This window comes from Granulicella aggregans, from assembly GCF_014203275.1.
Classification (GTDB): domain Bacteria; phylum Acidobacteriota; class Terriglobia; order Terriglobales; family Acidobacteriaceae; genus Edaphobacter.
Genome location: NZ_JACHIP010000005.1, coordinates 431,393 through 452,460, shown reverse-complemented (window position 1 = coordinate 452,460; position 21,068 = coordinate 431,393). Strand labels below are relative to the sequence as shown.

The following is a 21,068-nucleotide window of genomic DNA, read 5'->3' as shown; positions in this document are numbered from 1 at the left end:
ACACTCAGCTTGGCTGGCGGTAACGAAGATTGCCGTCGCGCAGGAAGTATTGGGAAGAGCAGTCGTCCGCGCCGCAGATCATCGCTTCGAGTCCGTGAAATTGTGCGCGTGTGATCAGGCCGACCGAGCCACAGTCCGGGCAGGAGAGAACCGCCCAATAGGGATTCTGCGCCTCACCCAGCGTTCCTGCATTTTCCAGGACGAATACCGTTCCGGGGTCCATCTGTTCGGGAATCCACTCTTCGATGAAGCTGAGATCTGCCACCATGTGCGCCCTCTTCCGCTCAAACTTTGCAAGGTTGAATGCCTGTTCGCCGACAACGGGATGCGAGTGACGAAGCTAAAAGACGGAACCTCCGGGCGCGGAGTGCACTACTTATGGTGCAGATCATACCGCAGATTGAGGCGGGCGAGTATTACATACATGTGGGAATCTTCAGCGGATGGGGTAGAGAGCCCGATACATCTCCCGGTTGCGCAGGATGGCCTGCACATACTCGCGCGTCTCGGTGTAGGGGATGGACTCGACAAACTCGGGGATGTCCTTGTAGTCGTTACTGGAGAGCCACTGGCGGATGGGAACATCGCCGGCGTTATAGGCGGCGAGAGCGTACTCGGCCTGGCCGCCGAAGCGGTCCAGCACCTGCTTCAGGTTCAGTGTGCCAAGCTGCAGATTGATCGCGGGGTTCAGCAGGTCATTTGTCGTGAAGTGCTTGATGCCGCTCTTCTTCGCGGCGGCCTTGCCGGTCGACGGAATCAACTGCATGAGGCCGTAGGCGTTGGCGTGGCTGACGACACCGGCGTTGAACTCCGACTCCTGCCGGACGAGCGAGGCCACGAGGTAAGGATCGACGCCGTTGCGCTGCGAATCGGTGACGAGGTCGGCCCAGTAGGGTTTGGGGAAGAGAAGCTGCCAGTAGATGTTCGGGACCTGGTCGATCGGCAGGGCGAAGTAGGGCAGGCCGCTGTGCTTCATGGATTGCAGGGCGCGGGTGAACTCGCCGAAGGAGACGTAGATCTGGGCCTGGGCGAGCGCGCCCCACTCGGGCGAATCGGGGCTGGCTGCGATCTCCGGGCCGATGAACTCGTTCAGCGAGGCATTGGCGAGCAGGCGCGCCTTGATGAGGTGGATGTCGTCTTCGGGAAGTTCGGGGCTCAGGTCCGGGATGTCCGTCGGGTGGACCGAGGCGAGCACGGGCGCGGGGTCGACCTTGTCCTTGTTGCCGATGACGGCCAGCCGCTGCCGGGCGAGGATCGCGTAGTAGTAGTTGGTGAAGGTGGCCGAGAGAGCGCGGTAATAGTTCGCCGCCTGACCGAAGTTGTGTTCTTCGTCTTCGTAGATGCGGCCGCGCCAGTAGAGTGCGCTGGGAATCTCTATGCCGCCACCGTAGCGTTCAATCTGCTCGTCCATCAGGCGGGCGGCCTCCGAGTAATTGCGGAGGCGGTAGTTCATCCACGCAGCGCGCCAGTGGGCGGAGGGAGCATAGGTGCTGCGGGGAAAGAGCGTGACCAGCGTGGTGTAGTGGAAGATCGCCTGCTGGGAATTGTGCTTGAGCAAATACATATTGCCGCCCGAGTAAAGCGCTTCTTCAAGCCAACGGCTGGAAGGGAAGCGCTTCACCATGTCATTGATGATGGCATCGTGACCGGAGGCGTCGTTCTCGGTTCGCGAGATCTCGGCGAGCATATAGAACTTCAATGCGGCGGTATCGTCGCCGGTGTCGGGTAGGTGTTCGACGTCGCGGCGAGAGAGGTGCTTCAGCTTCAGGTCGCAGACGGCCTCGTAGATCTTCAGGGCGTTCAGGTCGGCGGTGCTGAGGCCGGAGGAGTTCTTGGCGATCTCGTGGTACTCGTCGCCGGCCTCGGTATAGCGCTTGGCGTTGAAGAGCTGGTCGGCATGAGACTTGCGCTCTCCTGCCGTCAGCGGCTGGCCCATTGCCTGGAGCTGGCTGCGCGATTGCTGGGCCTCAGAGCTAAGCGGGAGCTGGCTGTAGAGCTTGCGGTAGATCTCCGAAGCGGCAGCGGCGTTGCCGGAGAGCTGGTAGGCATGGCCGAGAACGTAGCGGAAATCAGCTTTGGTGCCCACCGGAGCGTCCGCGAGCGGCTTTAGGGTGCGGATAGCGCCCTGCGGGTCGCCACTTTGAAGATAGGCGTTGGCGAGAAGGATGGGGGCGGTGGCGGCGAAGATGCTGTCGGGATGGCGGTCGGCGAAGTGGTCGAGCAGGGTGTAGGCGTCTGCGGGACGGTTCGCCTGGAGCGAGGCCTGGGCGCCGAGATAGTCAGCGTAGTCGTCGAGCGCTTTACCGGCTGCGCCGGCGCGGCGAAACATGGCAGCGGCGTCGGAGGGGCGGTGGTCCTGCGCGTAGGCGTGGCCGAGAGCGAGATAGGCTGCGGCTGCGCCCTCGCCGGGGTGGGCGGCTGCGTAGTTCTGCACCCCGGCGTACGCTGCTGCGGAGCGAGTAGCGGCGAGTTGCTGCGCCATGGGGCGCAGATTGGCCGAGGCGACGAATGCGCTCGAAAGGCGGATGCTCTGGGCGGTGGGCTTCGAGGCGTACTTGCGCCTCTTGCCTGTCTTGCCAGTCGATTTTGATGCCGACTTCGATTTTGAGGATTTAGAGCCGGACTTCGCCGAAGTGCCCGCTTTTTTCGCCGACTGCGTAGTATTGGCTGTCTTCTTCTTCGGGGTCTGAGCGCTAGAAGTGTAGAGAGGAAGCGCAAGCGCGAGGGTAAGCGCGCCAGCGAGCGCGCAAACCATTCTCGGCCTGGCGCTGAGATTATCTGGCTGCTTCATTTTGTCCATCAAGCCCACTCGTCAACTTTATGCCCTCGCGGCGGAACTGGGGGTGTATGAGGCATGAACGAACCTTGCCGGGTACGCCCGATTGCCTCTTTCGGGATCGGGTGCGGAGCCTCGCTGGTGATGCCAAGGATTGCCCGCGATGTCTGCTGCGGTTACACTCATCTTTGCGGAGTGCGTCGCGGCTGGCATGGAGCGGGTTCGCACCGAGCATGAATTTCCTATGGCAACTACTCCCACCGCGATTACCGAAGTAGAGATTCACCCTGACGTGGCTCTGGTTGAGCGCGCCAAGGCCGGCGACGTCTCCGCGTTTGAGACGCTGGTGAAGCAGTATGACCGGCAGATCTTCCGCGTGGCCCAGCACATCACTCAGAACCGCGAAGATGCCGAAGACATTACCCAGGACGCGTTCCTGAAGGCTTACCAGAAGCTGGATCAGTTTCAGGGGAACTCGAAGTTTTCGACCTGGCTGGTGCGAATCGCTGTGAACGAAAGCCTGATGCGGCTGCGCAAACGGAAGACGAGCAAGACCGTCTCCATGGACGAAGACGTCCACACGGAAGAGGGTTCGATCCCGCGCGATTTCGCCGATTGGAGCCCAAATCCTGAGCAGCTGTACAACCAGGGCGAACTTGGCGATATACTCCGCAAGACAATTAACGGCTTGCCGCCAGGATTTAGAACCGTTTTCACATTGCGCGACATCGAAAACCTGTCGACGGAAGAGACGGCTGAGGCGCTTGGACTGAGCGTACCGGCAGTCAAGTCGAGATTGCTTCGGGCCAGACTGCAGCTGCGGGAAAGATTGAGCCGTTACTTCCGGCAGAAGAAAGAGAGTACAGCGTAGTGACTTGCACAGACTTTCTCAGCAAGATGACCGACTACTTTGACGGGCAGGTACAGCCTGAGTTCATTGAAGAGGTACGCGCTCACCTCTGCGAGTGCAGCCACTGCGAGGTCGTCGTGAACACGACACGGCAGACCATCGAGATCTACAAGGACCACGAGATCTACGAACTATCGACCGAGACTCGTGACCGGATGCACAAGGCCATCATGGCCAAATGCGCTGAGTGCCGGTAAGTTATTGATACTGCTGAGAGTCAACCTTTGGGTGGAGTGAAGTCCAACCGCAGGGTTGATGGAAGAAGACCGGGAGTGACCTACTCTAAGGAAGTCAAGTAGCACTCCCCAGCGCCCCCTCCATGAGGGGGCGTCCTTTTTTAACGTGTGGCTTCCGGAAGCGAGTAAGGGAAGGTGAACCGTCCAAGCTGGATGACGGACATGCCGCCGGGCGGGGCGATGTGGAAGCTCTCGACGCGGTGGATCTCCAGGTTGCGGGCGGCTGTGACTTCGACGACGGGGTTGCCGGTGGCGGCGTCGGAGATGGTGACGAAGAGTTCGGTGTCGCTGCGGGTCCAGCCGATGAGGTAGTTGCCGGGGGCCAGGGTTTTGTCGGCGATCTTGATTGGCGTTTGGGTGAGCAGGAAGTAGGAGTACTTTCCGTTTGCGGAGTAGCCGGCGGTGATGAGCAGGACTCCGGCGATGATGTGGCCCTTGGTGTCGGCGATGCCGGAGGCAGTGCGGAACTCGGTCTCGATGCGCTCGGAGATGACGGGAGCGCGGGCGGGGATGACGGTTTTGAGTTCGGACTCGGTGGCCTGGTGCCAGGTCGCGGCGTGGGCGACGGAAGCGATTAGGAGGAGGGCGGTTGCGGTGAGGTGGCGGAACAGGGTCATCTTGGAGTTCATAGTAGCGGAGTTTGGTTGGTAAAGGCTGACTGTGGGACGGTTTACGTTCCCACCCATTGCGATGAGGCTGCGATGGATGGTGCACCCGGGCGGTCGTGGCGGTGTTCGCACGTCTCAGAAGCGAGACGCGGGGCACTCGGGTTTGTTGTGGTTTGAGCTACATGAGGTGGACGGCGTCTACGTCGACTATGAGGCTGCGGCGGGGGATCTCGTGGGTGTCGGCGTAGGCGAGCATTGCACGTAGCGTGCGGCTAAGTGTATTTCGTTGTTCGGCTTTCAGTACAAAGTGAAAGCGGTATATGCGTTTTATTCGGGAGATCGGGGCGGCGGCTGGACCGAGGACGCGGATCTTGTCTAGGCGGGTTCGCTCGAACCATTTGCCGAGGGTGGCCGACCAGGCGGTGGCTTCTTCGAGCTTGGGGCTTTGGATGATGATGTTGGCCAAGACGGCGAATGGGGGGTAGTGCATCCAGCGCCGGTATTGGAGTTCCTTGGCGACGAAGCCCGGGTAGTCGTGGTTTGCAGCGAACTGGATAGCGTAGTGGTCGGGGTGGTAGGTCTGGACGAGGACTTTGCCTGGGAGGTCGCCACGGCCAGCGCGGCCGGATACCTGGGTAAGGAGTTGGAAGGTGCGCTCGGCGGCGCGGAAGTCGGGTAGGCCGAGGGCGAAGTCCGCGCCGACGACGCCGACCAGAGTGACGCCGTGGATGTCGTGGCCCTTGGCGATCATCTGGGTGCCGACTAGGAGATTGATCTCGCCGGCGTGGAGGCGGGCGAGGAGGCGCTCCATGTCCATGCGACCGCGCACGGTGTCGCGATCCATGCGTCCGATGCGGGCGTTGGGGAAGAGCTCTTGGAGGCGTTCTTCGCCTTGCTGGGAGCCTGCCCCGAGATAGTAGAGGTGTTCTGACTGGCAGGTTGGGCAGGTCTTGGGGACGTTGCGGCGAAATCCACAGTAGTGACATTGGAGGCGTTCGCCGGGTTCGGCAATGCTCGTGTCATTGTTTAGGTGTTTGTGGAAAGTCATTGATATTGCACAGTTTTCACACTGTATCTTGTCGCCGCATGAGCGGCACATGACGACGAAGGAGTAGCCGCGCCGGTTGAGGAGGATGATGGCTTGTTCGCCACGGTCAAGGGTGGCCTGGGTTTCGAGGAGGAGTTGGCGGGAGAACAAGTTTTCCTGGCCGGTCTGTTGAAATTCGGTGCGCATGTCGACGAGTTCCACCGCCGGGATGGGGCGGTTGGCGACGCGCTGGCGCATTTCGATGAGGCTGTAACGGCCTTTTTCGGCGTTCGACCAGGACTCGAGCGATGGGGTGGCGGAGCCGAGGACGACGGGAATCTCGAGGAACTTGGCGCGCATGACGGCGACGTCGCGGCCATGGTATCGCGGGGTCTCCTCCTGCTTGTAGCTGCTGTCGTGTTCCTCGTCGACGATGATGAGGCCGAGATCGACGATGGGAGCGAAGACGGCGGAGCGGGTGCCGACGACAATGCGGGCCTCGCCGCGCCGGATGCGGTGCCACTGTTCGGCGCGCTCGTCCGGGGTGAGTTGGGAGTGGAGGAGGGCGACGGCATCGCCGAAGGCAGCGTACATCTGGCCGGACATGGCGGGGGTGAGGCCGATCTCAGGGACCAGAAGAAGCGAGGCGTGGCCCTGGTCCAGGACGCGCTGCATGGCAGCGAAGTAGACGGCGGTCTTTCCGGAGCCGGTAATTCCGAAGAGTAGATGTGGGCGGAAGCCTTTTTGATTGATCGAGATGACTATGGAACTTAATGCTTCAAGTTGAGATTCGTTGAGAGGGTGTTCATGGGCGTGCTTTTTTCCCACAGGGTGTGTGGAAGACCGGAAGAAGTCTTCGGGGACTTCCTCGATGGTGACGAGGCCGCGCTTTACCAAGGTGCCGAGGGTGGAGTCGGGGATGCCGAGGGAGCGAATGTCGGCGACCTTCATGCGGCCACCGACGGCGGCTAGCTCGGCGAGCAGGGTGGTCTGGTTGGCGTTGAGTTTGGGGAGGCGGGTCTCGGGGGCCAGCACGGCGACTCGCTCCAGGCGACGGGCGTCGCGCTCTTCGGCGACAGCTTCGCGGATGAGCCACTTCTTTTTGACCATGCCGTCGAGGAGCGCTTTGTTGGCCTGCGTGGCGGCTCGGAGTGCGGAGGCTTTGGCGGTCGTGCCGTCTTCGAGATAGTTGAGGACCGCGTACTCGCGGTTCTGATCTTCGGGGCTGAGGCGCGACCGGCGGGAGGAGCCCTTCTCGGCTCCCTGGTAGAGGACCTTACGACCGGGTTCGGCGATGCGGTAGACGAAGTTGCGCTTGACCTCGGCGGCCAGGGGGAGCATGCCGCGGAGGACTTCGCCGAGCGGGGCGACGTAGTATTGCGCGATCCAAGCCGCGAGGCGCATGAGTTCATCGGTGAGGATGGCGGTGGAGTCGAGGACCTGTTGGACGGGCTTGGTCTGGACGCCTTCCGGGAGCGGGTCGTCGTGTAGGCGAATGACCACGCCCATGAGCCGCTGTCCGCTGAAGGGGACGAGGACGCGCGCGCCGACCACCGGGACGACACCGTCGATTGCGTAGGTGAAGTTCTGGTCGAGCGGGACGGGCAGGGCTACATCGCAGAAGGCGGGCATCAGTCTTAAGGGTACAGGGAGAAGGGTGTAGGGGGTAGGAACGCGAGGCGACTGTCGGCAATCGAACCGGTAATGCGGATTGGCTCGCTGCCGATGTGGACTCATGGAGGCTCGACATGGGCGCGACCACGATTCGATCGCGCGTGCGCGGCACCGCCCGGAGAGTCATCGAGTACTTCGATCGGAAGAAGTGGCTGCAGGCATTCGCGACCACCTGCGTCAGCGCGGTGTGCTTCACGATCCTGATGAAGCTGAGCCTGGTGCTTCTGTTTGGCAATGGGATCGCCGTCTGCTGGCCGATGGTTGGCCTGGTGACGGCGGTGTTGCTCAAGCTCCCAAGGCGGCGCTGGCCGTGGGTGGTGCTGGGGATCGTTTTCGGACATATCTTCGCCGAACGGGCTTACTTGTTCGACGAGATGGTGGTCGATACAGTCTGCGATGTGGCGGAAGTCATGGTTACGGCATACGCGCTGCCGCCGTTTACCAACCTTTCGGGCTGGATGAGGGAGCGCGACCTGCTGCTGCGTTTCATCGCGTTTCCGGTGTTGCTTGGACCCATGGTTACGTCGATTCCGGTTGGAATCGTCTTCTCGCGCGAGTTGCATGTGAGCTTCTGGACGGAGGCGAAGAACTGGTTCTCCGCAGACTCGCTGGGCATCGTGTTGTGGCTGCCGCTGGCGCTCGTGCTGCTGAGCCCGGAGACCTATGCGATTTTTCGGTGGCGGGCTTTGCCGAAGACCCTGGCCGTAGCTGGACTAGCGGCTGGCGTAGGCGCGGTGGTCTTTGGGCACCGGCCTCTTCCGGTGTCGTTCATGGTGCTGCCGGTCCTGCTGCTGGTGGCGGTGCGTCTCGGGTTCAGCGCGTCGGTGCTGGCGGTGAACCTGCTGGCGATCCTGGGTGCAATTGCGACGTTGCATGGGCGAGGTCCGTTCGCGTTCGTGCAGGGCGAGTACCGGATCATCGTCCTGCAGGTGTACCTGGCGATGTGCATGCTGAGCTGTTTTCCGGTCAGCATGATGATGATGGAGCGTGACGCGCTAGAGCGGGACTTGCGCGAGGCGTGCGATGGCATGGAGGAGCTGGCTACCAGGGATGGACTAACGGGGCTGGCGAACCGGAGGCGGTTCGACGCCACTCTGGCCGTCGAGTGGAAGAGGGCGATACGGGAACGGCGGCCAGTTGGGCTGTTGATGATCGACGTGGACTGCTTCAAGATGTTCAACGACTCCTATGGCCACCCTGCGGGAGATCAGTGCCTGCGTCGGATTGCGGCGGCACTGGCTGGCGAAGGCTATAGGGCAACGGACCTGGTCGGGCGGTATGGAGGCGAGGAGTTCTTTGTCCTGATGCCGGGGACGGACCAGACGGGAGCGTTGATGGTGGGGGAGCGAATGCGGGCGGCGGTAGAGGCGATGGGGTTGAAGCATGAGCGGAATCCGCATCGGGTAGTGACGATCTCGGTGGGCTGCCATAGCACGGTGCCGCAGAGATTTGGACGTTCGGAGGCGCTGGTGGAGGGCGCGGATGCGGCTCTCTACATGGCTAAGAAGGACGGCAGGAACCGGGTGGAGGCCCATGAACCTGCGGCTGGCGGGCGGAGAGCGTTAGGGGCTTGAGGAGGTTCGTGCGGCTTTGATCAGTAGGCCTTGAGTTTGACTTTGACCCATTTGCCTTCGGCGGGGAAGGAGATGCCGAAGAAGACTTCGTCGCCGTTGAGCAGGCGGGAGGTCTGCCACTTGCCGTCGACGAAGGTGCCTTCTTCGGCGGAGAGGAACTGGGCCTTTCGTAGGTCGGAGCCGCGGCGGGGCATGAAGCGGATGAGGGAGTCGAAGCCGCAGAGGAGGAACTCGTCCGGGGCCAGCTCGGCGACCATGGCTCGGCCGGTCTTGTTCTTGGTGCCGGAGCCGAAGAGGCCGCCGTAGCTGGGCTTGGGTGTGCCGAAGGTGACGACGGAGTCGAACTTCTCCCATTGCTGGCGGAGGTCGGTGATCTGGTCTTCTTCGACGGCTACCTGGATGGCGTTCTTCTGCTGGAGGTCGGAGATCTGGGCGACGGCGGGTGCGAGGAGCTTGAAGTTTTGGGCGAGGCCGGGGAAGAGGTCTTCCTGCTTGATGGGGTAGTCGGCGGGGACCTGGGCGTCGAGGCCGAAGGGGGCGAAGGAGAGCGAGTGATACTCGCCGATGGCGTAGAACATGTATCGCGCGCCGAGGCCTCCGAGGATGGTTTCGGGGACGAAGAGAGGGTTGTCGGGGCGGCCGTATTTTTGGAGGATGTCGCGATAGCCGGCGTAGTCGAGGACGTAGTTGTCGGGGGCGATGGCGTCGATGGACGGGGTGTTGGCCTTCCAGACGTCGAGGACGTTGGAGGTTGCGCCGCCGCTGGGGTAGGCGTCTCCGGGGCGCTCGAAAGATTTGCGCTCGCGCAGCCAGACGTTGACGTACATGGGCAGGGGGTACTCGGCTTTGCCGGCTTTGGCTACGGTGTTGATGTAGGTCGAAATATAGTAGGCGGCGAAGGCTTCGGGAGCTTCTTCGGGGCCGAAGGCTTCGAGCCAGGTACCGGGCTTTTTGTTGAGGGCCTTCGTCAGTTCAGCGGGCGCTTTTTCAGCGAATAGCCGGTTGGCGTCGGGGGAGTAGTCGCGGTCGCTTTCGAGGGAGCCGGGCTCGTTTTCTACCTGCATCATGATGACGGTGTGCTGGTCGGAGTCGACCTCTTTGAGGTGGCGCATGAGGGCGGCGAAGGCGGTGGCGTCGGCGGTGCGGGTGGTGGCGGCGATGGGCGAGAGAACGCGGATCTGGTCGCCGACGCGGTCGCTCATGCGCGGGTATTTTGCAGTGTCGGATTTGACCCACTGCGGGGCGTAGTCCATCTCGCCGTTCTTCCAGGTGGCGAACCAGAGGAGGACGAGGCGGAGGTCGTTCTTGCGAGCGCCGTCGAGGATGCGGTCGACGGAGGTGAAGTCGAAGTGGCCGGGCTGGGGCTCGATGACCTCCCAGTAGACGGGGATCTCGGCGGTGTTGGCGTGGAGCTGTTTGTAGAGGGGCCAGGCTTTCTCTAATTGTTCGGGCCAGCCGGAGGAGTTTCGGGTCTGGGCGCCGAGGATGAGATAGGGGTGGCCGTCGACCATCATGCGGTAGGAGCCGGTAGACGTTTTCTCGACGCGCGGAAGCTCGGATGCAGCGGCGGAGAGGAGGGTGGTGGAGGCTAGCAGGAGGAGCGGAAGGAGTCGCATAAGTGAGTGCGAGGAGGATACGGGATTGAGTCGATGGGTGGGAAGGGGTGGTGCGAATGGGGAGGGCGATTCGGGATTTTGTGCGAAGGTTCCGTGCATTGATCTCAGGCAGCGATGGATGAGATGACCGGTACCAGGAAGCAGTTGAGCGTTTTACTTTCCCACATCTCAAATCGAGATGTGGGGCACCCGGCTAAGTTACTCCCATAATCAACTCTTCTATCTGCGCCTCCCATCCCTTAGATCGCATGACCCATTCATTGTTCTCATGAGGACTCAATCTATGAAATTCCGATCCATCGCTATACACAATTTCTAGCCCACTAATTAGGGCGCTGTTAAACTCCTTCGCAGCTAAAACTGTGTGACTAGCTAAGCCCATTAGTTGCAAGACTGTCTTGTCGTGTTGGTAGTAGCGCATAAGCCAAAAAAGCGCCGCATTTGTAGAGTCCCCAGTATGAGCGAACTTGATAATTCTGTCGCTTATAACGTCTGCACCTTGATTCACATGCTGGAAAAGGTATAAGCCAGGATCTGATCCCGCAAATGCAATCAGGCATTCCACGTCGTGCCCTTCTGCCGCCACTGAGGCAACTTGCCGGATTCTCTGCTCACGGTTACCCGCAGGTTCTGCTGCGGACATCTTCGACACGATTGCTTCTGCTATACGAGTAGACGTGATCTTGTCTCTCGCACAAGCCACAGCAATATTTTTTGCGTCGTTAATAACAAATTTGGAGCTGTCCCACCCATGATGTGTACCAGAGTGCCCCGGCTTCGGAGACCTGCTCCACCATGTATCGCTCGCCAGGACGATCCCGTCCTTAGCTATCATCCCAACCTGCATGGTCATCTAATGCTCCTTACAGAAAAGCTCGATAAGAGATCTTACACAAGCAAATTCCCCAGAGAATTCAGGATCGATCATCGATTAAGTCACGACATCTTAGACGGTGATTTCAACCCTAATTCCGCCATGACGCGCTGGAGGTCTTTCCAGGCTTCGCCCTTTTGGGTGGGGTCGCGGAGGAGGAAGGCGGGATGGTAGGTGACGGCGACCTTCGCGCCTCGGCAGGAGTGCCAGGTGCCGCGGAGGGAGCCGAGGGACTGTTTGACTCCGAGGAGATAGGTGGCGGCGGTGGCTCCGAGGGCGACAATGACTTCGGGGCGAATGACATCAATCTGTTCGAGCAGGAAGGGGCTGCAGGTGTTGGCCTCGACGGGCTCCGGGGTGCGGTTGGCCGGGGGGCGGCACTTGACCACATTTGCGATGTAGACCTGCTCGCGTTTGAGGCCCATGGCGTTGATCATGTTGTTGAGAAGCTGGCCGGCCTTGCCGACGAAGGGGAGGCCGGAGGCGTCCTCGTCGGCGCCGGGGCCCTCGCCGACGAACATGAGGCGGGCGTTGGGGTCGCCGTCGCCGAAGACGATGGTGCGGCGGCCGGCGTAGGCGAGAGGGCAACGGGTGCAATCGCCGATGAGGTCGCGGATGGCCTGTAGGGCGGCGGGGCGCTGGTCGGGGGCGATGCGGTCTTGCGGGAGGGGCATCAGCTCGTCGAAGGATTTTGGCTTGGGGATGGGGACCTCCAGGAAGCTTGGACGGGCGGGAGCGGGGGCTTCGGCGGGTTTGAGGTTTAGGGATGCCGGTGGGGTCTTTGGTGGGGCGAATGGGGAGGCTGATGAGGTCGCGGGCCGGGTTGCTGGAGGCGGGGTTGCGACTTTGACGGCCGGGGGCTTTGTTGCGGGCGCTGGGGGTGCCGGGGCGAATTCGGCCAGGAGGGTGGCGAGTTCGGCTGCGGGGAGAGGGTCGGATTGGCGGTAGAGGTCGTGGATGCCCAGGTCGCGGAGGTATTCCACATATGCGCGGAGCTGGTCTGTTGCGGGGGCCATGGGTCGATTGTACGGGGTTGAATGGTGGGTTTCGTGGCGGAAAGGGTCGAACGGCTGGGGTAGGTGAGCGGTGTGGCGGGTCCTTCGCTGCGCTCAGGATGACGGCAAGAACAAACAACGGCTAGAACGGGCAACGGCAAGAACGGGCAACGGTAGCAGCAGATCCTCCCCTTCGCGAAGGATGACAAGATAAAGCCGGATGACAACGCAAGGCTAAAGAGGAAGGGCAAAGATGAAGCCCGCCTTTTGGCGGGCTTCATCTTGCAGCGGCATGTCCAGACTAGCGGTTGAGGCTAGCGACCTTAGTGCCGGTCTTGGTGCGGTCGGCGAGGGTCTGGGCTTCGGGTAGGAAGGTGATGGCCTTGGCTACCTCAGGATCCCATGCGGCGGTGACCTTGAGGCCTTCGGTTTGGCCGAACTGGCTCTTGAAGAGCTCGCTCTTGATGCTGGCCTTCAACCAGTCGTTTACGCCGGCGATGTCGGCGTCGTTGTATTCGACGTCCTGGGACTTGAGGAAGTCCTTGAATTGCTGCATGACCGCGTCGTCGACGGTGAAGTCGCGGGCGATGGTGTGGTTGGCGAGGTAGTGCTTGCTGAAGTCGAAGAAGGCGTAGTGCTGGTAGAGGGTGTTCTGGAAGTGGTTCGCCTTGGTGGGGTCGATCTTCTCGTCGGGGGTGATGCCGCCGCCGCCGTAGACGGTGCGTCCGGAGTCGGTGAGCTTGACCTCGAGGTTCGACTTGTCTTTGGGAGCGGTGCCCTGGTCGCGGACGTAGTAGTAGTCGTAGAGGGAGACGTTGTCGTAGTTGCGCTGGATGAGGCGACCGGACGGGGTGTAGTAGTGGTAAGTCGTCAGGGCGAGGCCGGTGTTCTCGGAGATCTGGAAGACGGTCTGGACGAGGCCCTTGCCGAAGGTGGTTTCGCCGGCGATGAGAGCGCGGTCGTGATCCTGAAGTGCGCCGGAGACGATCTCGGCGGCGGATGCCGTTCCGCGGTTGACGAGGACGACGATGGGGTACTTCGTGCCTTGTTCGCCGTGAGAGGCGCGATAGACCTGGTCGGGGAAGGCGCGACCGCGTTGCGAGACTACGATCTGTCCCTTCGAAAGGAACTTGTCGGACATGTTTACGGCTTCGATCATCAGGCCACCGGGATTGCCGCGGAGGTCGAGTATGAGGCCCTTCATATCGTTATCTTTGTTGAGTGTGTCGATGGCGTCACCGACTTCGCGGCTGGTGGTTTCGATGAAGCTGGTGACGCGGATGTAGCCGATGCCGGGACGGACGTTGAAGGCGAGGTCGACCGAAGGACGGGTGATGTCGTCGCGGACCAGGTCGAAGACGATGGGCTTAGGGGTGCCTTCGCGCTCCATGCCTACGGCGACGTGGGTGCCCTTAGGTCCTTTGAGCTGGGAGGCGACGGCGGCGGAGTCCATGCCGGTGGTGGGTTTGCCGTCGATGGTGCGAATGACGTCGCCGGGGCGAATACCGGCTTTATAGGAAGGTGAGCCCTCGAAGGGGGCCAGGACGACGATCTTGATGCTGTTGCCGGCTTTGTCGGGCTGCGGCTGGATGGACATGCCGACGCCGTAGTACTTGCCGTGCTGGTCTTCGCGCATCTGGGCGAAGGCCTTCGGATCGAAGAAGTTGGAATGGGGATCGAGGGTGTGGAGCATGCCCGGGATCGCGCCGTCGTAGACGGCCTTGTCGATCTTGTCGGAGTCGAGCTTTTCGGCGTAGTTCTGCTCGACGACAGAGTAGACATTGGTGAAGGAGTGGAGGGAGTCGCGGAGGGTGGACTCGTCGGATGCCGATTGGGCAGCCACTTTATGGCTGATTGCAGACCCTAGAACGGCGCAAGTGGCAAGAAAGAGGGTCGCGGAGAAGAGGGCGCGGCGAGTGCGTGGGGCCATTGCTTGGTGTACCTCGAAATAAGGCGGCGCGTTGGCCGGGGACGGGTTAAAAGCGCAGACCTTGCGTTGGACGAAGTATACACCGGGGGGGTAAGCGGGGGTGTGGTGGTATGGGGGAGGAAAGCGTTCGTGCTCTGCACGAATGTCCCACCCATGCGGTGAGACTGCATGGATGGGCACCCGATCTTTCGCTGAGCGGAAGGACGGATTCGCGTGTTGGGGTGGCGGCATTTAGAATGGGAGGCACCGATGACAGACGCGAGAGAGACTGCGTCCAATCGGTGCGCTCTGCCGGTTTCTATGGATACGGGCAGGCGTAGAGGCAGTGGCGGACTTTCAAGTTCCGACCGGGAAGAGTTTGCGGGTAAAGATGATTCTTAGCGATTTGCAGGTGACGGTATTGGGCGGAGTGAACAGCGTACGGCGTAGCGGTCTGGTGTGGAGTGGGGTCGCGGTGCTGGCGGCGCAGATGGCCCTGACGCCAGGCGGGGTTGCACAGACACCTCATTATCAGAGCCCGATCGCGCAGGGACAGGTGAATGCGCCTGTGCCGCAGATATCGCTTCCGCTGCCGGCGCCGATTACGCCGAACGGCACGGTAGTCGAGGACGTGATCGTCCAGGTGAACGACCAGATCATCAACCGCAGCGATCTGGAGCGCGCGGAGCAGCAGCTTGAGCAGGATGCTCAGACTGCCCATGCTACTCCGGAGGAGACTGCGGACAGGCAGAAGACGCTGCTGCGCGACCTGATCGACCAGCAACTATTGCTGTCGCGAGGCAAGGAACTGGGCATCAATGCCGATGCTGAGGTGATCCGGCGGCTGGACGAGATTCGCAAGCAGAACAAGCTGGAATCGATGGAAGACCTGGAGAAGGCGGCGCGTCAGCAGGGCGTGAGCTTCGAGGACTTCAAGGCGAACATTAAGAACAGCATCATCTCGCAGCAGGTAGTCCGCGACGAAGTGGGTCGCAGGCTGCAACTGACGCAGAGCGCGGAGCAGGCGTTCTACGAAGCGCACAAGGCGGAGTTCTCGCAACCAGAGCAGGTGAAGCTGAGCGAGATCCTGGTGCCGACGCCGGATAACGCGACGCAGGAGCAGATCGACCAAGCGAAGGCCAAGGCCGACGGGATCGCCAAGCAGATCAAGGCGGGCGACAAGTTTGAGGACCTGGCGAAGCTGATCTCGGGTGGACAGACGGCGGCGCAGGGCGGCGATCTGGGATTGTTCAAGCGCGGGTCGCTGGCGAAGGTGCTGGAGGATCAGACGTTCTCGTTGCAGCCGGGCGAGAATACGGCTCCGATCCGGACGCGACAGGGATTTGTGATTTTGAAGGTGACGGCGCATCAGGCCGAGGGCACGCCCCCTCTGAAGGACGTGGAGCAGCAGGTGCAGGAGGCGATGTACGCCGAGCAGATGCAGCCCGCGCTGCGCGCCTACCTGACGAAGCTTCGCGAGAATGCGTTCATCGACATCAAGAGTGGATTTGTGGATGCGGGTTCGAGCACCAAGCAGACCAAGCCGGTATTCAGCGCATATGCCGCGCCGGTCTCGAAGAAGCAGAAGAAGGCGAACAAGAAGCGGTTCGATCGCGGTGGCGGAGCGACGAATGTGGCGGCGAGTGCGCCTGCTGCGGTCGCCAAGCCGGCGGTGATCAAGCTGGACAAGCATGGCAAGCCGAAGAAGGTGAAGCGCGAGAAGATCCGGTATGGTCAGTCGCCGGAACAGGCACTGCCTGCGGGACCTGTGACCAAGGGGAGTGGCGCGCTGGTGGATACGGGAATTGGGCGGGCGGACAATGCCGGTCCGGGCGGAAGCTCGACGCTGCCCGCTCCGGGCACGGCGATTGCGCCGGTGGCTCCGCTTGAGGGAGCGAGCACTTCGGCGCTGAGCGATTCGGATGCCGATCCGTTGGCTCCGAAGCTGGGACCGGAGAAGAAGACGCGTTTCAGCGCCAAGGCTCCTGAAGTGAAGCTGCGCAAGGAGAAGGTGAAGACGGCGAAGGCGCAGGACAAGGCGATTGCGACTCCTGTTGCCATGACGACTGACGAGAAGGCGACGAAGCAGACTCAGGCTGCTCCGCTGGGGTTGAATGGCGATACGGCGAAGAAGAAGAAGGTGAAGCGCAAGAAGGGTGAAGCGAAGGAGCGTTTGACGCCGAAGCCGAAGGACCCGAATGCGCCGAAGCCAGATGAGAACGGGGTGTATCCGACTCCTTACCATCCGACGTCCACAACTCCGGCGACCAAGGCTCCGGCTACCGATCAACTCCCACCGGCGACTGCACCTGCTCCGGGAGCGCCGCCTTCGGGCGATACGACTCCAGCGACGCCGGGCACTCCAATCCCTACTCCGCCGCCGACGATGTAGATGATTTGAAGGGGTAAGGGCAAGAACGCGAGAGCTTAGGCTCTCGCGTTTTTGTTTTGTGTGCGGGCGGGTTGAGTAGAGCGACGATGTTGACCTTGCGCCAGTCTTTGCAGTCTGGCGGTACAATTCCACGCATGTTCCGGACTCGTATTCTTCGCGCCTTTGTTGCCGCCGTTCTGTTGTCCTTTGTCTCTGCGATTCCCGCTCAACAGCTCGTCAATGGCTATGAGCCGAAGTGGTGGAAGGAAGCCGTTGTCTACCAGATCTATCCGCGCTCGTTCAAAGATTCGAATGGCGACGGCATTGGGGATATACCGGGCATCATCTCGAAGCTGGACTATCTGCAGAAGCTGGGCGTGAATGTGATCTGGCTGAGTCCGCACTATGACTCGCCCAATGTCGATGGCGGCTACGACATCCGCGACTATCGCAAGGTCATGAAAGAGTTCGGCGACATGGGCGACTTCGATAGCCTGCTCGCCGGCATCAAGCAGCGGCATATGCGGCTCATCATCGATCTTGTTGTGAATCACACATCAGACGAGACCAAGTGGTTCGTCGAATCGCGGAGCAGCAAGACGAATCCGTATCGCGACTTTTATATTTGGAGGCCGGGGCACACGGCGGCGGATGGCACCCGTACACCGCCCAATAACTATCCGTCGTACTTCTCCGGGTCTGCATGGTCACTAGATCCTAAGACGAATGAGTATTACCTCCATTACTTTGCGGCGAAGCAGCCTGATCTGAACTGGGACGAGCCTAAGGTCCGTGCAGAGGTCTACAGCCTGATGCGGTTCTGGCTGGATAAAGGTGTCGATGGTTTTCGCATGGACGTGATCCCGCTGATCTCGAAGCCTGCGGGGATGCCTGATCTTACGCCGGAGCAGCTTCAGAACCCGCCAAACGCTTACGCCAATGGGCCGCGGCTGCCTGAGTATCTTCACGAGATGAATCGCGAGGTGCTTGCGAAGTACGACACCATGACCGTGGGTGAAGCGACGGGCACGACTCTGGCTCAGACGAACTCGCTGGTGGACGAACGGCGGCATGAGTTGAACATGATCTTCAACTTCGATGCGATCAAGCTGGGTCGACCTGACTTTGGGCCCAGCGTGCTTGGGCCGTGGTCGCTGTCGCAGCTTAAGTCGATCTACGATGCGCACGCCAGCGTGCTGACCAAGCACGACTGGGACACGGTCTTTCTCTCGAACCACGATAATCCACGGATTGTCTCGACGTTTGGTGATGATTCGCCAGCCATGCGTGTTCCATCCGCAAAGCTCTTCGAGACGATGATCCTGACATTGCGGGGCACGCCGTTTCTCTATCAAGGCGACGAGCTTGGTATGACGGACTATCCGTTCAAGAAGCTTTCTGACTACAACGACATTGCCATCAAGAATGCTTATAAGGATCAGGTGGAGTCGGGCAAGGTTTCGGCTGAAGCTTTCCTTGCGGGGCAGGCCAAGGTGACTCGCGACAATGCGCGGACACCGATGCAATGGGATGGCTCTTCCGAAGCTGGATTTACTACTGGCGATCACCCTTGGCTGGCGGTCAATCCGAACTACACGGAGATCAATGCGGCTGCGGAAGAGGCTGATCCGGCTTCGGTGCTGAACTATATGCGCGCGCTGATCAAGCTGCGGGCGGGTACGCGCGCTTTCGTCTATGGCGATTACAAGGATCTCGATCCGAAAAACGAGAAGGTGTATGCGTATACGCGGACGCTGGGTGAAGAGAAGTACCTGGTGGTAGAGAACTTCGGCTCGAGCGCTCAGACGTATACCCTGCCGGATGGGTTGAAGGCTGGGACGCTATTGCTATCTGATATTCCTTCGTCGCATCAGGCGAATGCTTCGACGTTGAACCTTGGGCCCTGGGAGTCGCGGATCTACAAACAGTAGGTAGCTTCCTGGCTGTGGCGCTTTGATGCGTTGTGCATCCCACCCATCGCGATAGGACTGCGATGGATGGGGCACCCGGGCCTTATAGGTCTACTGAAGTGCCGCCCCAGCTTTCTGGTTCGATGTCGGCGTAGGTTTCGGTGAAGTTCCATCGGTGGCCGTGAAAGTCCTGCGCGGTGTATTGGCGCTCGCCGTAAACTTCGTCGCGGACTTCGCTAAGGATGGTGGCACCTGAAGCGCGGGCGCGTTCGCAGTGTGCGATGGCGTCGGGGATGCGGACTTGCACGGTGCAGGAGTGGTTGGGAACGGCGTCGCCCTCGGCGATGGTGAAGCAACCTTCGCCCGCGCGCATCTGGATGCGGTGGTTGGCGATGATCAGACGGATCGTGAACCCAAATGCGTTCTGAAGCCATGCTGCGGCGTCCTGCGGGGATGGATAGCAGAGGACGGGGATGACGGGGCAGGGAGGGACGGAGCGGTTATAGAGCATGAGCTGCCTCGCGTGGGGTGTGGGAGGCAGGATAGCACCGGGTGAGTGTGGCGAGTGTTTGTGGCTGAAAGCTTCGAGCGGATGTGGTCAGGCGACGGTATGGCGGGTCCTTCGCTTCGCTCAGGATGACGGCAAAAGCTAACAAATCAGGACCGCGGACGCTTTTGGGGAAGTGATCCCACTCATCGCGATAGGACTGCGATGAATGGGGCACCCATTTCCCTGTGGCAACCGGATTACGGCAGCCGGTTAGAAGAGCGAGGGGCGGGGCGATCCGCCTAGTAGTGTGTTGCTGATGGAGAAGGCGGTGTGGGTGCCTTCGTTGCCGCCCCACGCGAAGAGGAGATAGACCAGCGGAAGGCCACCAGCGTGGACGGTCAGGCCGGCGGAGTAGCTGGTGCGGAGGCCGTTGAAGTCGATGCCGCTGCGGGTGAGCGGCGACTTGGCGGCGTCGGCGGAGAAGTAGACGCCGAGAGGGACTTTGGGGATCGAGTGTTCGGCGGTGCCGCGGAGAAGGACAACGTTTGGTGAGCGGAAGCGGTAGTCGGGATAGCTGGCGAGGATGGGGTTACCGTCGATGTTGGAGCCGCCTGTGGTGGGGTCGAAGTAGAAGGGGACGGCGTTTTTTGTGTTGGCGGCTGAACCGCTGAGCAACAGGCGAAGGCTGATTGAGCCCTCGTTGTTGATGGTGGTCGAGATGTGCGGGCAGGCGGAGCCTACGGAGGCGCAGGAGTCCGGGCCGTTCTGGGGGTTGGCGGCGATGAGGGTGACTTTGCGATTGAGGGCGAACTCGTGGCCGATGTCGGCGGTCCAACGACGGAAGGTGTAGGGCGCGTTGATGGCGCCGAAGTACTGGAAGTTGGCGAGGTAGTGCAGGCGCAGGCGATTGTTGAAGAGGGCGGGCTGGACCTGTATGCCGACGCCGGGCTGGAGGAAGGCTGCGGACTGAGCGAGGCCGGGAGCTGAGGCTTCGGTGTAGAGAGCGGCGATGGTGGGGACGGCGGGGTCGTTGCCGGGGCGGAGCTGGGGGACGCGGCCGTTGACCTCGCCGGTAAACGAGATGCCGTGGCGGTTGAGCGGGATGATGGCGCTGGCTCCGGCAATGGTCTGGGTGAGGCCGAAGGAGGATATGCCGGAAGGAAGGGTGTTCTGGCCGAGGCCGTAGAAGTAAAGGCGGTTGAGCGAGGTGGCTTCGGCATAGAGGTTGAAGACGGGGGAGACGAGGACGGAGGGAGACTTCTGCTTCGAGGTGGGCGTGCCCATGACTACGCCGATAGTCCGGTTCGATTGCGGGAGCTTGTAGGTTGTGAGGTAGGTTCCGGCGCGCCATGAGAGCTTGGTGCTGGCGACGGCGTCGGCGTTGAAGGTGAGGCGGCGCTCGCTGGCGAAGTCCTTGTGCTCGACGAAGGCTAGGCCGGGGGCGAAGCCGTTTTGCGGGGCGAGGCTGCCGACCGCGATGTGCAGCGGCTGGCCGAGGACGAGCGTCTGGCCGATGCCGGCAAGATGGCCGAAAGTGAAGGTGGAGCAGGGCTTGACGAGTTGCTGCTGACACGGGTGGAGCTCGAGCCACTCGCGGCGGAAGTCGGAGTGGATGCGGCTTTCGTTGCCGCCCTGAGCTGAGGCAGTCGTGTGCGTCATCGAGAGCTGAGCGATGAGGAGAGCGGCGGGGAAGAGTGACAGTCGGGGCTTCATTTCTTCCCCTTCGCGAGTTTCTTCGCAGCGGACTTCTTCGCGGGGTGCTTGTTTGGCGCTGCGGCGGCAGCGATGGCGAGAGGCGCGGCATTAGGCTGCTTCTTCGAGGACTTTCTTGTTGGAACGAAGCTGAGGGCCGGTTGTGTTGCGGTGCCCGCGAGGCCCCGGGCGCGGAGCGTCGTGGTGATGGCGGCGATGTACTTCGCGGCGCCGCCTTCGGTGTGGATGTTGCGGGCGATCTCGGGATCGATGCCGAAGTCGCCGCTCTTTTTCTCGACGTGCTGAAAGTGCTTGAGCTGGCTGAGAAGCAGGTCGGAGATGCGGCGATTGTGGTTGTAAGCGGAGCGCGGTGGCGCGGGGACGACGATAGGTTCCACGGGACTGC

At 61.3% G+C, this 21,068-nt stretch carries 16 protein-coding genes; 5 read left to right on the top strand and 11 right to left on the bottom strand.

Going from position 1 to position 21,068, the window contains the following annotated elements:
• Nucleotides 1-4: 4 nt before the first annotated feature.
• Both HDF16_RS19095 and HDF16_RS19090 read right to left on the bottom strand, forming a co-directional pair.
• Complete coding sequence (locus HDF16_RS19095) at nt 5-268, bottom strand: hypothetical protein (RefSeq protein ID WP_184220261.1); 264 nt, start codon at nt 266-268, stop codon at nt 5-7.
• 168 nt (nt 269-436) lie between these two features.
• The gene (locus HDF16_RS19090) at nt 437-2,791 is read right to left on the bottom strand and encodes a transglycosylase SLT domain-containing protein (protein WP_246409299.1); all 2,355 of its coding nucleotides are present in this window, start codon (nt 2,789-2,791) and stop codon (nt 437-439) included.
• Nucleotides 2,792-3,020: 229 nt separating this feature from the next.
• On the opposite strand from HDF16_RS19090, the gene HDF16_RS19085 reads away from it, so the two are divergent.
• Together HDF16_RS19085 and HDF16_RS19080 are read left to right on the top strand one after the other, a co-directional pair.
• Nucleotides 3,021-3,647, top strand: coding sequence for a sigma-70 family RNA polymerase sigma factor (locus HDF16_RS19085; protein WP_184220854.1), 627 nt, complete (start codon nt 3,021-3,023; stop codon nt 3,645-3,647).
• The gene (locus HDF16_RS19080) at nt 3,647-3,883 is read left to right on the top strand and encodes an anti-sigma factor family protein (RefSeq protein WP_184220258.1); all 237 of its coding nucleotides are present in this window, start codon (nt 3,647-3,649) and stop codon (nt 3,881-3,883) included. Before HDF16_RS19085 ends, HDF16_RS19080 begins: the two co-directional genes overlap by 1 nt.
• A gap of 140 nt (nt 3,884-4,023) precedes the next feature.
• Here HDF16_RS19080 and HDF16_RS19075 read toward each other — a convergent pair whose 3' ends face one another.
• Nucleotides 4,024-4,539: a hypothetical protein gene (locus HDF16_RS19075; RefSeq protein WP_221312894.1), complete on the bottom strand. Its 516-nt coding sequence runs from the start codon at nt 4,537-4,539 to the stop codon at nt 4,024-4,026.
• Between the two features lie 169 nt (nt 4,540-4,708).
• On the bottom strand, nt 4,709-7,189 hold the full coding sequence (gene priA / locus HDF16_RS19070) for a replication restart helicase PriA (RefSeq protein WP_184220252.1): 2,481 nt from the start codon (nt 7,187-7,189) through the stop codon (nt 4,709-4,711).
• Nucleotides 7,190-7,305: 116 nt separating this feature from the next.
• On the opposite strand from priA, the gene HDF16_RS19065 reads away from it, so the two are divergent.
• Nucleotides 7,306-8,805, top strand: coding sequence for a GGDEF domain-containing protein (locus tag HDF16_RS19065; RefSeq protein ID WP_184220249.1), 1,500 nt, complete (start codon nt 7,306-7,308; stop codon nt 8,803-8,805).
• Nucleotides 8,806-8,825: 20 nt separating this feature from the next.
• On the opposite strand, the gene HDF16_RS19060 is transcribed toward HDF16_RS19065, so the two are convergent.
• From HDF16_RS19060 to HDF16_RS19045, 4 genes are all read right to left on the bottom strand, one after another.
• Nucleotides 8,826-10,421, bottom strand: coding sequence for a DUF5597 domain-containing protein (locus HDF16_RS19060; protein ID WP_184220246.1), 1,596 nt, complete (start codon nt 10,419-10,421; stop codon nt 8,826-8,828).
• Nucleotides 10,422-10,614: 193 nt separating this feature from the next.
• Nucleotides 10,615-11,274 carry a hypothetical protein gene (locus HDF16_RS19055; RefSeq protein WP_184220243.1) on the bottom strand — a complete coding sequence of 220 codons (660 nt, stop codon included), beginning with the start codon at nt 11,272-11,274 and terminating at the stop codon, nt 10,615-10,617.
• An 83-nt stretch (nt 11,275-11,357) separates the two neighbouring features.
• The gene (locus HDF16_RS19050; RefSeq protein WP_184220240.1) at nt 11,358-12,311 is read right to left on the bottom strand and encodes a uracil-DNA glycosylase; all 954 of its coding nucleotides are present in this window, start codon (nt 12,309-12,311) and stop codon (nt 11,358-11,360) included.
• A gap of 280 nt (nt 12,312-12,591) precedes the next feature.
• The gene (locus HDF16_RS19045; RefSeq protein WP_184220237.1) at nt 12,592-14,220 is read right to left on the bottom strand and encodes a S41 family peptidase; all 1,629 of its coding nucleotides are present in this window, start codon (nt 14,218-14,220) and stop codon (nt 12,592-12,594) included.
• Between the two features lie 370 nt (nt 14,221-14,590).
• On the opposite strand from HDF16_RS19045, the gene HDF16_RS19040 reads away from it, so the two are divergent.
• A complete protein-coding gene (locus HDF16_RS19040; protein WP_184220234.1) occupies nt 14,591-16,591 on the top strand; it encodes a peptidylprolyl isomerase in 2,001 nt (666 codons plus the stop codon).
• 86 nt (nt 16,592-16,677) lie between these two features.
• Complete coding sequence (locus HDF16_RS19035; protein WP_246409298.1) at nt 16,678-18,501, top strand: glycoside hydrolase family 13 protein; 1,824 nt, start codon at nt 16,678-16,680, stop codon at nt 18,499-18,501.
• A gap of 82 nt (nt 18,502-18,583) precedes the next feature.
• Here HDF16_RS19035 and HDF16_RS19030 read toward each other — a convergent pair whose 3' ends face one another.
• The 3 genes from HDF16_RS19030 to HDF16_RS19020 form a co-directional block, all read right to left on the bottom strand.
• Nucleotides 18,584-18,991 (bottom strand): VOC family protein, encoded by a 408-nt coding sequence (locus HDF16_RS19030; protein ID WP_184220228.1) that lies wholly within the window; start codon nt 18,989-18,991, stop codon nt 18,584-18,586.
• Nucleotides 18,992-19,240: 249 nt separating this feature from the next.
• A complete protein-coding gene (locus HDF16_RS19025) occupies nt 19,241-20,683 on the bottom strand; it encodes a hypothetical protein (RefSeq protein WP_184220225.1) in 1,443 nt (480 codons plus the stop codon).
• Nucleotides 20,680-21,060: a hypothetical protein gene (locus tag HDF16_RS19020; RefSeq protein WP_184220222.1), complete on the bottom strand. Its 381-nt coding sequence runs from the start codon at nt 21,058-21,060 to the stop codon at nt 20,680-20,682. Before HDF16_RS19020 ends, HDF16_RS19025 begins: the two co-directional genes overlap by 4 nt.
• Between the last annotated feature and the right edge of the window lie 8 nt (nt 21,061-21,068).

What these genes read in the sequence shown, in the direction of transcription:
- HDF16_RS19085 (WP_184220854.1), top strand. Translation starts at nt 3,021, where the DNA reads ATGGCAACTACTCCCACCGCGATTACCGAAGTAGAGATTCACCCTGAC.
- HDF16_RS19045 (WP_184220237.1), bottom strand. Translation starts at nt 14,220, where the DNA reads ATGGCCCCACGCACTCGCCGCGCCCTCTTCTCCGCGACCCTCTTTCTT.
- HDF16_RS19040 (WP_184220234.1), top strand. Translation starts at nt 14,591, where the DNA reads ATGATTCTTAGCGATTTGCAGGTGACGGTATTGGGCGGAGTGAACAGC.
- HDF16_RS19050 (WP_184220240.1), bottom strand. Translation starts at nt 12,311, where the DNA reads ATGGCCCCCGCAACAGACCAGCTCCGCGCATATGTGGAATACCTCCGC.
- HDF16_RS19025 (WP_184220225.1), bottom strand. Translation starts at nt 20,683, where the DNA reads ATGAAGCCCCGACTGTCACTCTTCCCCGCCGCTCTCCTCATCGCTCAG.
- HDF16_RS19075 (WP_221312894.1), bottom strand. Translation starts at nt 4,539, where the DNA reads ATGACCCTGTTCCGCCACCTCACCGCAACCGCCCTCCTCCTAATCGCT.
- HDF16_RS19035 (WP_246409298.1), top strand. Translation starts at nt 16,678, where the DNA reads ATGTTGACCTTGCGCCAGTCTTTGCAGTCTGGCGGTACAATTCCACGC.
- HDF16_RS19095 (WP_184220261.1), bottom strand. Translation starts at nt 268, where the DNA reads ATGGTGGCAGATCTCAGCTTCATCGAAGAGTGGATTCCCGAACAGATG.
- HDF16_RS19065 (WP_184220249.1), top strand. Translation starts at nt 7,306, where the DNA reads ATGGGCGCGACCACGATTCGATCGCGCGTGCGCGGCACCGCCCGGAGA.
- HDF16_RS19030 (WP_184220228.1), bottom strand. Translation starts at nt 18,991, where the DNA reads ATGCTCTATAACCGCTCCGTCCCTCCCTGCCCCGTCATCCCCGTCCTC.
- HDF16_RS19090 (WP_246409299.1), bottom strand. Translation starts at nt 2,791, where the DNA reads ATGAAGCAGCCAGATAATCTCAGCGCCAGGCCGAGAATGGTTTGCGCG.
- priA (WP_184220252.1), bottom strand. Translation starts at nt 7,189, where the DNA reads ATGCCCGCCTTCTGCGATGTAGCCCTGCCCGTCCCGCTCGACCAGAAC.
- HDF16_RS19060 (WP_184220246.1), bottom strand. Translation starts at nt 10,421, where the DNA reads ATGCGACTCCTTCCGCTCCTCCTGCTAGCCTCCACCACCCTCCTCTCC.
- HDF16_RS19055 (WP_184220243.1), bottom strand. Translation starts at nt 11,274, where the DNA reads ATGACCATGCAGGTTGGGATGATAGCTAAGGACGGGATCGTCCTGGCG.